Consider the following 13,145-nt stretch of genomic DNA (forward strand, 5'->3'; position numbering starts at 1 on the left):
TCAATCTCAATGATTCACCGTATAAGCCAGCATCATCGACAGCTGGCACATCGGCCGCCCACTCTCGGCATGCCACTGGTTGAACGCCCCCTGCACCGTCGCCAGATCCCGCAAGCTGGTGGGCACCTTGTCGATGATCTTCTGCGCGTTCAGCGCCGCCACCACGTCATAACTCGGCACAAAGGTGTCCTTGCCCACCATGCGTAAGAAGCGCGGCGCCGACAGCCCGCCCAACTGGTACCCGTGTTTGCTCAGGTACTTCCACAGCCCGACGATATCCGTCACCGGCCAGTCGGCGATAAAGGCACCGAAGCTGCCCTTCTCCTGCTGGATGTCGAGGATCATCTGCGCATTGCGCGGCACGCTCTTGAGCTTGCCCAGGTGGCGGATGATGCTGGTGTCCTGCATCAGTCGCTCCAAATGCTCGGCGCCCATCAGCACGACTTTTTCCGGGTCGAAGCCGAAAAACACTTTTTCGAACGCCGGCCACTTGGCATCCACCACGCTGTGCTTGAGCCCCGCGCGAAACACCCGCAGCGCCAGGGTGGACAGGTAACGATCATCGCTGATCTTGCGCAATTGCGCCGGGGTATGGGGTACAGGCAGGTGGGCTTCCAGCTCGGCCGCCGAACCAAAACGGTTCAGACAATATTCGTGCAGCCACTTGTAATCGCGCATGCCCTCTCCTGGCAATGGAATTGAAAACGGCGCCCGCGAGCGCCGTGTGTCAGAGCATTGGAATCGCTCAGAGGTTCACAACATTGACGAAGCGCGATGCGGCCGTCTCGTCGATCTTCAAGCTGGTGAAATCGAACAGGTTGCGGTCAGCCAACTGTGACGGCTGTACATTCTGCAGGCTGCGGAAAATGCTCTCGGTACGGCCCGGGGTCTTGCGTTCCCAGTCCACCAGCATCTCCTTGACCACCTGGCGCTGCAGGTTTTCCTGGGAGCCGCACAGGTTGCACGGGATGATCGGGAACTGCTTGAGGTCGGAGTAGGCCTGGATGTCCTTCTCGTTGCAATACGCCAGCGGGCGAATCACCACGTTGCGCCCGTCGTCGGCACGCAGCTTGGGCGGCATCGCCTTGAGGGAGCCGTTGAAGAACATATTGAGGAAAAAGGTCTCGACGATGTCGTCGCGGTGATGCCCCAGGGCCATCTTGGTTGCGCCGATTTCATCAGCGAACGTGTAGAGCGTGCCGCGGCGCAGGCGCGAGCACAGCGAGCAGGTGGTCTTGCCTTCAGGGATCAGTTCCTTGACCACCGAATAGGTGTCTTTCTCGACGATGTGGTACTCCACGCCCAACTCTTTGAGGTAGGCCGGCAGCACATGCTCCGGGAAGCCCGGCTGTTTCTGGTCCATGTTGACGGCGACGATCTCGAACTTGATCGGTGCGACCTTCTGCAGGTGCAACAGCACGTCGAGCATGGTGTAGCTGTCTTTGCCGCCGGAGAGGCAGACCATGACCTTGTCGCCGTCCTCAATCATGTTGAAATCGGCGACCGCTTCACCGGCCAGGCGACGCAGGCGTTTTTGCAGTTTGTTCTGGTTGACCGTAAGAGTGCCCATGGCGCTTGGATCCGCTAGAGGTGTGTGACGAAAAGCGCAGCATTTTACGCAAAAATACTTCAATGGGCGACGCCGATCCAATGTGGGAGCTGGCTTGCCTGCGAAAGCAGTGGATCAGCCAGCTCATTTGTTTCTGACCCGCCGCTTTAGCAGGCAAGCCAGCTCCCACATCGACCGTGGCAGTCCAGACAGACCTCGCCGCGATTAAGCTCCCCGTTTACAGCGCGATTTGCTCTAAAGCCCTACAGTTTTTCCGGTCATCACTTCCTATACTGCGACTTGAGGTCGCACATATATCCAGACCTTTGTGGCCATTTGGCCCGTGGGCGCTCCGATGGGGGGCGATGGTAATAACGACAGGAGTGACTGGCATGATCCATCACGTCGTGGGGCTTTTTACCCATCCCGACCAGGAATGGCGGGAAATCCGTGGCGATAAAGAAGAAAGCATCGGCCACATGTACCTCACTCACACCCTGATTCTCGCGGCGATCCCCGCCATATCAGCCTTTATCGGTACCACCCAGGTCGGTTGGGTCATCGGCAGCCGTGCGCCGGTGATGTTGACCCAGGAAAGCGCGTTATGGATGACCCTCATGTCCTACGCGGCCATGCTCGGCGGCGTGGCGGTGATGGGTGCGTTCATCCACTGGATGGCGCGCACCTACGACGCCAACCCCAGCATGGCGCGCTGCGTCGCGTTTGCCACCTACACCGCCACCCCCCTGTTCATCGGTGGGTTGGCCGCGCTCTACCCGCATATGTGGCTGGGCATGATCGTGGGTACGGCGGCGATCTGCTACACGGTGTACCTGTTGTATGTGGGCCTGCCGACCTTCATGAACATCGACCCGGATGAGGGCTTCCTGTTTTCCAGCTCGGTATTGGCCGTGGGCCTGGTGGTGCTGGTGGCGATCATGGCGTTTACCGTGATCGTGTGGGGCCTGGGCGTGGGGCCGATCTACACCAACTAGCCAGTTTCAAACTGTGAGCAAGGCCACCGCAAGGTGGCTTTGTGCGTTATGCATGACCATTCGGCGCCTGACAGATTCGGAAACACCCAGCTTTGCGGCATACTGGAGGTCTCTGGAGATATGTAAAGCATGCCCGAGCAACTCAATACCCGCGTCGAAGATTGTTTCCTACAAGCCGAATCCTTTTTCAAACGAAGTTTCAAACGCCCCCAGGTCAGCCTCAAGCTGCGGGGCCAGAAGGCCGGTGTCGCGCATTTGCACGAGAACCTGCTGCGTTTCAACCCACAGCTGTACCGTGAAAACACCCAGCACTTCCTCAAGCAGACCGTGGCCCACGAAGTGGCGCACCTGATCGCCCACCAATTATTTGGCGAGCGCATCCAGCCCCATGGCGAGGAATGGCAATTGATCATGCGTGGGGTCTACGAGCTGCCGCCTGATCGTTGCCACACCTATGAAGTGAAGCGCCGCCAGGTGACCCGCTATATCTACCGCTGCCCGTGTGCGGACAGTGATTTTCCGTTTTCGTCGCAGCGCCATGGGCTCGTCGCTCAGGGGCGGCGGTATTTGTGTCGGCGGTGCCGGCAGACCTTGGTGTTTACCGGGGAAACCCGGGTGGAATGACCTTCTCTGTAGGAGCTGGCTTGCCGGCGATTGCGCCCTCAAGATCGCCATCGCCGGCAAGCCGGTTCCTACAGGATTGCGCCGGTTTGCCGCCAGGCATCTATCTGCTGAACACTGAAACCCAGCTCTGCCAGCACTTCATCCGTGTGCGCCCCCACGGCGGCCCCAATATGCTTGGGGGCTGGCAAACCCTCGGAAAATTTCAACGGGCAAGCAATTTGCGCCTGGGTCGACCCATCCCCCCTCGGCACCTGGCTCACCAGCTGCCGCGCCTTGAGCTGTGGATGCGCCACAGCCTCACTCAAGCTCAACACCGGCTCCACGCACGCATCCACCCCGGCGAACAGCTCACACAGCTCATCAAAGCTGCGCTTCTCAAATTCAACCTGCAGGGCCGCCTTGAGTTTGGGTGACAAGCCCAACGCCGCCAACTCCGGCCGCCCCAACGCCTCGCAGAGCTGCTGCATGAACGCCGGTTCCAGGCTGCCCACCGACATCCAGCGCCCCTCCCGCGAGCGGTAGTAGTCATAGAAACTGCCGCCGTTCAGCACATGGTTTTCCCGCGCCGGCTCCACCCCGCACGCCAGGTAGCCCGCGCCGGCCATGGCGTTCAGGCTGAACGAGCAATCGGTCATGCTCACATCCAGGTACTGGCCCACCCCGCTCTGTTGCCGGGCGATAACCGCCGCCAGCAACCCCACCACCGCATGCAACGAGCCCCCGCCCACATCCGCCAGTTGTACGCCCAGCGGCACCGGCCCGCTGTCCTCGCGCCCGGTGTAGCTGGCCACCCCCGCCAGCGCCAGGTAATTGATGTCGTGCCCGGCGCGGTCCTTGTAGGGGCCGGTCTGGCCGTAACCGGTGATCGACACATAAATCAGCCCGGGGTTGATCGCCTTCAGCGCCTCATACCCCAGGCCCAGGCGCTCCATCACCCCGGGCCGGAACTGCTCCAGGACAATGTCGTATTCCTTGACCAGCGCGCGCACGATTTCCAGCGCCTCGGCCTGTTTGAGGTCCAGCGCCAGGCTGCGTTTGTTGCGATTGAGGTAGGCGTGGCTCGCCGAAGTGCCGTGGTCGTGGGGCGGCAACACCCGCAGCAAGTCCGGGCGTGTGGGCGATTCGATACGCAGCACCTCGGCGCCCATGTCCGCCAGCATCAACGACGCAAACGGGCCGGGCAGCAAGGTGGAGAAATCCAGTACTTTGAGGGACGCCAAGGGACCTGACATGGGCACTCCAATTCCGTTTCGGGTGCCCACAGACTAGGCAGCCTTGGGCCCGTCGGCAATCGCCGGAACGGTCAGCGACAGTGACCGTTTTGATCACGGCGGGCTTTTTCGTGGCGGCGGCTTTATCATTGGCCCACGTTTGCTGGCAGAGTGTTCCATGAAGTTTGCAATTGCCCTGTTTTCCGCCGCCCATGCGCCCTCCTCGCGCCGCGCCTTGCTGTTTGCCAAGGCCGCGCTGGCCGGCGGGCATGAGATCGTGCGGCTGTTTTTCTATCAGGACGGCGTGTACAGCGCTTCCAACGCCATCGTCGCCCCTCAGGACGAGCAAGACATCGCCCGCCAATGGCGCGAATTTGTCAGCGAGCACAGCCTCGACGGCGTGGTGTGCATCGCCGCCGCCCTGCGCCGTGGCGTGCTCAACCAGGAGGAAGCCACGCGTTATCAACGCAGCGCGGTGAACCTGGAAGCGCCGTGGGCGCTCTCCGGCCTGGGGCAGTTGCACGATGCTGCGCAGGTCGCCGACCGCCTGATCTGCTTTGGAGGGCCGTGAGATGTCCAAATCCTTATTGGTGATCAGCCGCCAGGCGCCCTGGTCCGGCCCGAGTGCGCGGGAAGCCCTGGACATCGTGCTGGCCGGTGGCGCCTTCGATCTGCCGATCGGCCTGCTGTTCATGGATGACGGCGTGTTCCAGCTCGCACCGCACCAGAATGCCAAGGCCGTACAACAGAAGGACCTCAGCGCCAACCTGCAGGCATTGGGGCTGTTCGGCATCGACGACGTATTTGTCTGCCGTCATAGCATGGCCGTGCGTGGCTTGACGCCGCCCACCGAGGCGCAACCGTTGAGCAACGAAGCCATTTCCGAATTGATTGACCGTTACGACCAGGTGATTACCCTCTGATGTCGACTTTACATGTGGTGTCTCACTCGCCGTTTTCCGATAGCCGTCTCGACAGCTGCCTGCGTATCTGCGGCACCGAGGACGCAATCCTGCTGTGCGGCGACGGCGCCTACGGGCTCCATGCCCCTGCCCTGCACACCAAGGGCGTGAAGGTGTTTGTGCTGGCCGAAGACATGCAGGCACGTAACCTGCCCCTGCCGGACTGGGCCGACAGCGTCGACTACCCGGGCTTCGTGCAGTTGTCGATCGACTACGACAAGGTCAACACCTGGCTATGAACACCCTGACCGTAGGCGAACACACCCTTGAGCTGGACAAGGACGGCTACCTCGTCGACCTCAATCAATGGTCTGCCGACGTGGCCAACGCCCTGGCCGCCGCCGAGTCCCTGGAGCTGACCCCGGCCCACTGGGAAATCCTCGAACTGCTGCGCGGTTTCTACGCCGAGTTCCAGCTGTCCCCGGCCACGCGCCCGCTGATCAAGTACACCGCCTTGAAGCTCGGCCCGGAAAAGGGCAACAGCCTGCACCTCAACAAACTGTTCAACGGCACTCCCGCCAAACTCGCCGCCAAGCTGGCGGGCCTGCCCAGGCCGACGAATTGCTTATGACCGACTTTGCCCCGCTGACCCTCCAAACCCCGGCCGAACACCCGTTTGCGCAGTTCGTGCGCATCCTGGGCAAAGGCAAGCGCGGCGCGCGCAACCTCACCCGCGAGGAAGCCCGCGAAGCCATGGGCATGCTGCTCGATGAAAAAGTCGAAGACACCCAGCTCGGCGCCTTCCTGATGCTGCTGCGCCACAAGGAAGAAAGCCCGGAAGAACTCGCCGGCTTCACCGAAGCCGTGCGCGAACGCCTCGACGCCCCGGCGTTGAACGTGGATATCGACTGGCCGACCTACGCCGGCAAGAAGCGCCACCTGCCGTGGTACCTGCTGGCGGCCAAATGCCTGGCACAGAACGGCGTGCGCATCCTCATGCACGGCGGCGGCGCGCACACGGCCGGTCGGCTGTACACCGAACAATTGCTGGAAGGTTTGCAGATCCCGCTGTGCCGCACTTGGCAGCAGGTCGAGGCGGCCTATGAGCATGGCAACCTGGCGTTTATCCCGCTGGGCGACTGGGCACCGCAACTGCAACGCATGATCGATTTGCGCAACACCCTGGGCCTGCGCTCACCGATCCACTCCCTGGCGCGCCTGCTCAACCCGCTGAATGCGCGCCTGGGCCTGCAAAGCATCTTTCACCCGGGCTATCAGGGCGTGCACCGCGATGCCAGCGGCCTGCTGGGCGATAACGTGATTGTGGTGAAAGGCGATGGCGGCGAAATCGAGATCAATCCCGACTCCGCCAGCCATCTGTACGGCACCACCGGTGGCGAAAGCTGGGACGAAGAATGGCCTGCCCTCTCCGCCCAGCGCCACGTCAAGCCGGCGGCGCTGGAGCCCGAACACCTCAAGGCTCTGTGGCGTGGCGATGTCGAAGACAGCTACCCGCAATTGGCCCTGATCGCCACCATGGCCCTGGCCTTGCGTGGCCTCGGTCACCCGCGGGAACAGGCGTTCGTGCTGGCCCAGCAGTACTGGGACGCGCGGGACAAATCGATTTAATCGATTATTCACGCCCGGTCTTTGCGCTTTTAAATCGAACTCAGCCCTTTAGACTGGCCTCCAACGCTTATTAGCCGAGGAGCCAGTCATGGGCTTGCTGATCGAAGGACACTGGAAAGACCAGTGGTACGAAAGTAGCGCCGATGGCGCATTCCAACGCGAACAGGCACAACGCCGGAACTGGGTCACCGCCGACGGCGCGCCCGGCCCGAGCGGCGAAGGCGGCTTCAAGGCCGAGGCCGGCCGCTATCACCTGTATGTGTCCCTGGCCTGCCCTTGGGCCCATCGCACCCTGATCCTGCGCAAGCTCAAGGGCCTGGAAGACCTAATCGACGTGTCGGTGGTCAGTTGGCTGATGCTGGAGAACGGCTGGACCTTCGACAAGGCCCACGGCTCCACCGGCGACACGCTGGATGACTTCAATTTCATGCACCAACGCTACACCGCCGATAACGCCGACTACACCGGCCGCGTCACGGTGCCGGTGCTGTGGGACAAAAAGCTCAAGCGCATCGTGAGCAACGAGTCGGCGGAGATCATCCGCATGTTCAATAGCGCCTTCAACGGCCTGACCGGCAACACCCTGGACTTCTACCCCGAGGCCTTGCGCCCGACCATCGACGCCCTGAACGAGCGCATCTACCCCGCCGTGAACAACGGCGTGTACCGCGCAGGCTTCGCCACGTCGCAGCAGGCGTATGAGCGTGCGTTTGATGATGTGTTTGCCGAGCTGGATCACCTGGAACAACACCTGAGCGATCATCGCTACCTGGCCGGTGAGTACCTGACCGAAGCCGACGTGCGCCTGTTCACCACGCTGATTCGCTTTGACGCGGTGTATTACGGGCACTTCAAATGCAACCTGCGCAGGATTGCGGATTATCCGAACCTGTCGAACTGGCTAAGGGAAATGTATCAGTGGCCGGGAGTGGCCGAGACGGTGGATTTTGCGCACATCAAGGGGCATTACTACGCGAGCCATCGCACGATCAATCCGACGGGGATTGTGCCTAAAGGGCCCTCGCAATCGTTCGATACCCAGCACAACCGCGAACGATTAAACGGTAAGTCTGTAGTGAGCGGGCTTGCCCCGCGCGGCGATATACCAGGCGCCTAGAGTCTGCCTGACACACTGCGGCGCGGGGCAAGCCCGCTCACTACAAGGTTCAGAGTTGAGATTGGGCGCCTTCGAACCACTTGAGCTTCTCGCGCAGCACCACCACCTCACCAACGATCACCAGTGTCGGGGCATGCACTTCATGCTCCGCCACCATGCGCGGCAAGTCGGCCAGGGTGCCGGTGAACACGCGCTGGTTGGAGGTGGTGCCCTGCTGAATCAACGCCGCTGGCGTATCCGCCGCACGACCATGCTTGATCAGCTGTTCGCAGATGATCGGCAGACCGATCAGGCCCATGTAGAACACCAAGGTCTGCGAGGGGCCCACCAGGTCATGCCAAGGCAAGTCTGACGTGCCGTCCTTCAAATGCCCGGTGATGAACCGCACCGACTGCGCATAATCGCGGTGGGTCAACGGGATCCCGGCATACGCCGCGCAACCGCTGGCCGCCGTGATACCCGGCACCACCTGGAACGGGATGCCGTGGGCCGCCAATTCCTCAATCTCTTCGCCGCCGCGCCCAAAGATGAACGGATCGCCACCCTTGAGGCGCAGCACCCGCTTGCCTTGCTTGGCCAGGTCGACCAATTGCTGGTTGATCTGGTCTTGCGGCACAGCGTGATCGGCGCGGCGTTTGCCGACGTACACGCGCTCGGCGTCACGACGGCACAGCTCAAGGATCGCCGGTGCGACCAGGCGGTCGTACAGCACCACGTCAGCCTGCTGCATCAGGCGCAAGGCGCGGAAGGTCAGCAGGTCCGGGTCGCCGGGGCCGGCGCCCACCAGGTACACCTCACCCGGCGCGTCTGGCGGTGCGCCGTTGACCTTCTCGATCAACAGCCGCTCGGCCTCGGCGCCCTGCCCGGCCAGTTGGCGGTCGGCAATCGGGCCCTGGAAGACGTCTTCCCAGAACGCGCGACGTTGCTGCACATCCGGGTACAAATTCTTCACCTGGGCACGAAAGCGCGCCGCCAACCCGGCCAGTTGGCCGTAGGTGGACGGGATCCAGGTTTCCAGCTTGGCGCGGATCAAGCGTGCCAGCACCGGCGCATCGCCACCGCTGGACACTGCAATCACCAACGGTGAACGGTCGACAATCGCCGGGAAGATCACGCTGCACAAGGCCGGCGCGTCCACCACATTGACCGGCACGCAACGACGCTTGGCATCACTGGACACTTGCGCGTTCAGTGGCTCATCGTCGGTGGCGGCGATGATCAGGGTGCACCCGTCGAGGTCGGCCTCCTGGTAACCGCGCAAAATCAGTTCCCCGCCACTACCCAGCACCAACTCGTTGAGCTGGCTTTCGATCTGGGGAGCAACCACCCGCAGCAACGCACCGGCGTCGGCCAGCAGCCGGGATTTGCGCAAGGCAATCTCCCCGCCACCGACGACCAACACACGACTGCCGCGCAGGTTATGAAACAGCGGCAGAAATTCCATTTAGCGGATGACCTCAACGCCCGCCATGTAAGGCTTGAGCACGTCCGGTACGCGGATCGAACCGTCAGCCTGCTGGTAGTTTTCCAGCACTGCCACCAGCGTACGGCCCACGGCCAGGCCGGAACCGTTGAGGGTGTGCACCAGCTCCGGCTTGCCGGTTTCCGGGTTACGGAAACGCGCTTGCATGCGACGGGCCTGGAAATCACCGCAGTTGGAGCACGACGAAATCTCGCGGTACTTGTCCTGGCTCGGCACCCACACTTCGAGGTCGTAGGTCTTCACGGCGCTGAACCCCATGTCGCCGGTGCACAGCGCGAGCACGCGGTACGGCAGTTCCAGCAGTTGCAGGACGCGTTCGGCGTTGGCGGTCAGGCCTTCCAGGGCTTCCATCGACTTCGACGGCTCGACCACTTGCACCATCTCGACTTTGTCGAACTGGTGCTGGCGGATCATGCCGCGAGTGTCACGGCCCGAAGCACCGGCTTCGCTGCGGAAGCATGGGCTGTGCGCCACAAACTTCAGGGGCAGTTGCTTGGCGTCGAGAATTTCGCCAGAAACGATGTTGGTCAGCGACACTTCGGCCGTCGGGATCAGGTACAGGTCGGCTTCGCCGTCGCGGCTGATCTTGAACAGGTCTTCTTCGAATTTCGGCAGTTGGCTGGTGCCCACCAGCGCCGGCGCCTGCACCAGGTAAGGGGTGTAGGCCTCTTCGTAACCGTGCTCGGCGGTGTGCAGGTTGATCATGAACTGCGCCAGGGCACGGTGCATGCGCGCGATAGGACCGCGCAGCAAGGCAAAGCGTGCGCCGGACATTTTCGCCGCGGTTTCGAAGTCCAGGCCGCCGGTCAATTCGCCCAGGGCGACGTGGTCCTTGATCTCGAAATCAAAAGCGGTTGGCGTGCCCCAGCGGCGCACTTCGACGTTGCCGTCTTCGTCTTCGCCAATCGGCACGGATTCGTGAGGCACGTTTGGAATGCCCAGCAGGATCGAGTCCAGCTCGGTCTGGATCTTGTCCAGCTCGACCTTGCCCTCGGACAGCTCGGTGCCCATGCGCTCGACATCCGCCATCAACGGCGCGATGTCTTCGCCGCGCTGCTTGGCCTGACCGATGGATTTGGAACGCGCATTACGCTCAGCCTGCAGTGCTTCGGTGCGGGTCTGGACGGTCTTGCGCTGTTCTTCCAGCGCTTCGATGCGCGCGACGTCCAAGGCAAAGCCACGGGATGCCAGGCGGTCCGCTACGTCCTGAAGGTTGCTACGTAACAGTTTGGAATCGAGCATGTCGGTCTCTCGTTTATCAAAGTTTGGTCAAGGACAGGCCAGCCCAGGTGGCGAGCAGCCCGCCGAACACGCTGATGCCCAGATAACCGAAGGCTACCAGGGCCTGCCCGCTTTCCAGCAGGCGCAGCGTATCCAGTGAAAAGGATGAAAAGGTCGTCAGACCGCCTACAAAGCCGACAATCAAGCCGGCGCGAATTTCAATCGGTACTTCCGGGCGCAACAGGAACCAGCCGTACAACAGCCCGATGATCAGGCAGCCCACCAGGTTGACCGCCAGGGTCGCCGCATAAAAATGCTTCGGCCAGTTGGCGCTGACCCAGGTGCCCGCGGCGAAACGCAATAATGTACCAGCGATGCCGGCTGCGGACACGGCAAGAATCGTCTTGAGCACTACTTTCTCCGCTGCCGGGGGCTGAGTCGATCCAGTTGCGCGAGGTGATTGAGCTTTTCACCAATCTTCAGCTCCAGCCCACGGGGCACCGGCTGATAGAGCGCCAGCGGCTCAAGCTCATCGGGGAAGTAGTCTTCACCCGCCGCATAGGCGTCCGGCTCATCGTGGGCATAGCGGTATTCATCACCGTAGCCCAATTGCTTCATCAGTTTGGTCGGCGCATTGCGCAAGTGCATCGGCACTTCGAGTGAGCCGTACTCGGCGGCAGCTCGCAACGCAGACTTGAAGCCCATGTACACCGCGTTGCTTTTGGGCGCGCAGGCCAGGTAGGTAATGGCCTGGGCCACGGCCAGCTCGCCTTCGGGGCTGCCGAGGCGCTCCTGCACGTCCCACGCGGCAAGGCACAGGCTCAGCGCGCGCGGGTCAGCATTGCCGATGTCTTCGCTGGCCATGCGCACCACACGGCGCGCGAGGTAGAGCGGGTCGCAACCACCGTCGATCATCCGTGCAAACCAGTACAGTGCGCCGTCGGGGTTGGAGCCACGCACGGATTTGTGCAGCGCCGAGATCTGATCGTAGAAGGCTTCGCCACCCTTGTCGAAACGACGACGGGTATCACCGAGCAGGCTCTGCAGCAGGTCGACGCCTATCTCGCCGCCATCTTCGGCCAGGTCCGAGGCGTTTTCCAGCAGGTTGAGAAAGCGCCGCCCATCGCCGTCAGCGGCACTGAGCAGGATCTTGAAACCTTCGTCACTGACGCTCAGCTGGCGCTTGCCCAGCCCTTTGTCTTCACTCAGGGCGCGCTGCAGCAGCTTTTGCATCGCCGCCTCGTCCAGGCTCTTGAGCACGTAGACCCGCGCCCGCGAGAGCAAGGCGTTGTTCAACTCGAACGAGGGGTTTTCGGTGGTGGCGCCGATGAAGATCAGCGTGCCGTCTTCGACATAGGGCAGGAACGCATCCTGCTGCGACTTGTTGAAGCGATGCACTTCGTCGACAAACAGGATGGTGCGCTTGCCGTACTGCCCGGCCTGCTGCTTGGCCACGTCCACCGCCTGGCGGATCTCCTTGACCCCGGCGAGCACCGCCGAGACCGTTTCGAAGTGCGCATCCGAGACTTTCGCCAGCAGCCGCGCCAGGGTGGTCTTGCCCACGCCTGGCGGCCCCCAGAAAATCATCGAGTGCAGCGCACCCTGCTCCAGGGCTTCGCGCAATGGCTTGCCACGGGCGAGCAGGTGTTCCTGGCCGACGTACTCATCCAGGTTGGTCGAGCGCAGGCGCGCGGCCAAAGGTTGAGCAATCGGGTCACTTCGAAACAAATCCATGGGCAGCGTTTGAAACCTCTGGGCAGATTATTCCTGGATCACGTCGGCACCCTTGGGGATGTCGAACTTGAACTTGGACGCCGGCACCGGCTCATTGGCCTTGACCCCGGAGAACAGGATATCGGTGCGCTGGCCGACGCTGTCGATCAGGCGCATGTTGTTGATCACACCGTTGCCAAACGACAGGTTCAGGCTGTCGAACAGCGTGTCCTTGGATTTGGGCTTGAGGGTGAACTCAATCACGTTGCTGGTTTGCTTGGAGGTGATTTCGAAGCTGTCATTGATCTTCGACACATCACCGGACAGCAGCAAGGCCGGGGTCTGGTTCAGGCGCGGGTCAAGCTTCTTGATGGTCGCCTGTTCCAGATCCGGGTCCCACAGGGTGACTTTCTGGCCGTCGGAGACGATGGTCTGCTCGGACTTGCCTTCGGTGTGCCAGTAGAACAGCCCTGGGCGCTGCACGGCCATTTCGCCTTCGGTTTGCTGCAGCTGGGTGCCGCCGGCATCCAGGGTCAGCTGCGAGAAACGTGCGGTCAGGGTCTTGGATTTGTCCAACAGGTTGGTCAGGCTGGCAACGGAAGCCGGGTCGGCATGGGCCGAAACAGCGGTCAGGGCCAGGGCCGGCAACAACAGCATGCGGATAAGACGCATGGGAGTCCTCATTGAATGGTCAGGGCGCG

At 62.0% G+C, this 13,145-nt stretch carries 16 protein-coding genes; 8 read left to right on the forward strand and 8 right to left on the reverse strand.

All coding sequences use genetic code 11. The features are described from left to right. Positions 1–6 precede the first annotated feature (6 nt). The gene (locus ACVWVP_RS20935; RefSeq protein ID WP_457407771.1) at positions 7–678 is read right to left on the reverse strand and encodes a DNA-3-methyladenine glycosylase I; all 672 of its coding nucleotides are present in this window, start codon (positions 676–678) and stop codon (positions 7–9) included. Between the two features lie 67 nt (positions 679–745). Then, entirely contained in the window at positions 746–1,570 is an 825-nt protein-coding gene (ttcA, locus tag ACVWVP_RS20940) for a tRNA 2-thiocytidine(32) synthetase TtcA (RefSeq protein WP_176995500.1), read from the reverse strand. A gap of 371 nt (positions 1,571–1,941) precedes the next feature. On the opposite strand from ttcA, the gene ACVWVP_RS20945 reads away from it, so the two are divergent. Further along, complete coding sequence (locus ACVWVP_RS20945) at positions 1,942–2,544, forward strand: Yip1 family protein (RefSeq protein WP_178918778.1); 603 nt, start codon at positions 1,942–1,944, stop codon at positions 2,542–2,544. A gap of 129 nt (positions 2,545–2,673) precedes the next feature. After that, positions 2,674–3,168: a SprT family zinc-dependent metalloprotease gene (locus ACVWVP_RS20950; protein WP_176995498.1), complete on the forward strand. Its 495-nt coding sequence runs from the start codon at positions 2,674–2,676 to the stop codon at positions 3,166–3,168. Positions 3,169–3,236: 68 nt separating this feature from the next. On the opposite strand, the gene ACVWVP_RS20955 is transcribed toward ACVWVP_RS20950, so the two are convergent. Next, on the reverse strand, positions 3,237–4,400 hold the full coding sequence (locus ACVWVP_RS20955) for a CaiB/BaiF CoA transferase family protein (protein WP_457407775.1): 1,164 nt from the start codon (positions 4,398–4,400) through the stop codon (positions 3,237–3,239). 157 nt (positions 4,401–4,557) lie between these two features. On the opposite strand from ACVWVP_RS20955, the gene tusD reads away from it, so the two are divergent. The 6 genes from tusD (at position 4,558) to ACVWVP_RS20985 (ending at position 8,027) form a co-directional block, all read left to right on the forward strand. Further along, positions 4,558–4,950: a sulfurtransferase complex subunit TusD gene (gene tusD, locus ACVWVP_RS20960; RefSeq protein WP_178918780.1), complete on the forward strand. Its 393-nt coding sequence runs from the start codon at positions 4,558–4,560 to the stop codon at positions 4,948–4,950. 1 nt (position 4,951) lies between these two features. Beyond that, on the forward strand, positions 4,952–5,302 hold the full coding sequence (gene tusC, locus ACVWVP_RS20965; RefSeq protein WP_178918781.1) for a sulfurtransferase complex subunit TusC: 351 nt from the start codon (positions 4,952–4,954) through the stop codon (positions 5,300–5,302). Beyond that, positions 5,302–5,580 carry a sulfurtransferase complex subunit TusB gene (tusB, locus tag ACVWVP_RS20970; protein WP_177052075.1) on the forward strand — a complete coding sequence of 93 codons (279 nt, stop codon included), beginning with the start codon at positions 5,302–5,304 and terminating at the stop codon, positions 5,578–5,580. Before tusC ends, tusB begins: the two co-directional genes overlap by 1 nt. Further along, on the forward strand, positions 5,577–5,912 hold the full coding sequence (locus ACVWVP_RS20975; RefSeq protein WP_178918782.1) for a TusE/DsrC/DsvC family sulfur relay protein: 336 nt from the start codon (positions 5,577–5,579) through the stop codon (positions 5,910–5,912). The genes tusB and ACVWVP_RS20975 overlap by 4 nt, the downstream gene beginning before the upstream one ends. Then, the gene (locus ACVWVP_RS20980; protein ID WP_457407779.1) at positions 5,909–6,910 is read left to right on the forward strand and encodes a glycosyl transferase family protein; all 1,002 of its coding nucleotides are present in this window, start codon (positions 5,909–5,911) and stop codon (positions 6,908–6,910) included. The genes ACVWVP_RS20975 and ACVWVP_RS20980 overlap by 4 nt, the downstream gene beginning before the upstream one ends. An 88-nt stretch (positions 6,911–6,998) precedes the next feature. Then, entirely contained in the window at positions 6,999–8,027 is a 1,029-nt protein-coding gene (locus ACVWVP_RS20985; RefSeq protein WP_457407782.1) for a glutathione S-transferase family protein, read from the forward strand. A gap of 49 nt (positions 8,028–8,076) precedes the next feature. Here the strand turns inward: ACVWVP_RS20985 and cysG are convergent, their stop codons facing one another. The 5 genes from cysG to lolA are packed head-to-tail and all read right to left on the reverse strand — an operon-like array spanning position 8,077 to position 13,116. Continuing rightward, positions 8,077–9,471: a siroheme synthase CysG gene (gene cysG / locus ACVWVP_RS20990; protein WP_178918785.1), complete on the reverse strand. Its 1,395-nt coding sequence runs from the start codon at positions 9,469–9,471 to the stop codon at positions 8,077–8,079. Beyond that, positions 9,472–10,752 carry a serine--tRNA ligase gene (gene serS / locus ACVWVP_RS20995; protein WP_457407785.1) on the reverse strand — a complete coding sequence of 427 codons (1,281 nt, stop codon included), beginning with the start codon at positions 10,750–10,752 and terminating at the stop codon, positions 9,472–9,474. It lies immediately after the preceding gene. A gap of 16 nt (positions 10,753–10,768) precedes the next feature. Further along, a complete protein-coding gene (gene crcB, locus ACVWVP_RS21000; RefSeq protein WP_078049024.1) occupies positions 10,769–11,143 on the reverse strand; it encodes a fluoride efflux transporter CrcB in 375 nt (124 codons plus the stop codon). After that, positions 11,143–12,465 carry a replication-associated recombination protein A gene (locus ACVWVP_RS21005; RefSeq protein ID WP_178918788.1) on the reverse strand — a complete coding sequence of 441 codons (1,323 nt, stop codon included), beginning with the start codon at positions 12,463–12,465 and terminating at the stop codon, positions 11,143–11,145. Before ACVWVP_RS21005 ends, crcB begins: the two co-directional genes overlap by 1 nt. 27 nt (positions 12,466–12,492) lie before the next feature. Beyond that, a complete protein-coding gene (gene lolA, locus ACVWVP_RS21010; protein WP_176995486.1) occupies positions 12,493–13,116 on the reverse strand; it encodes an outer membrane lipoprotein chaperone LolA in 624 nt (207 codons plus the stop codon). Positions 13,117–13,145 lie beyond the last annotated feature (29 nt).

Source organism: Pseudomonas sp. TE24901 (assembly GCF_054058375.1).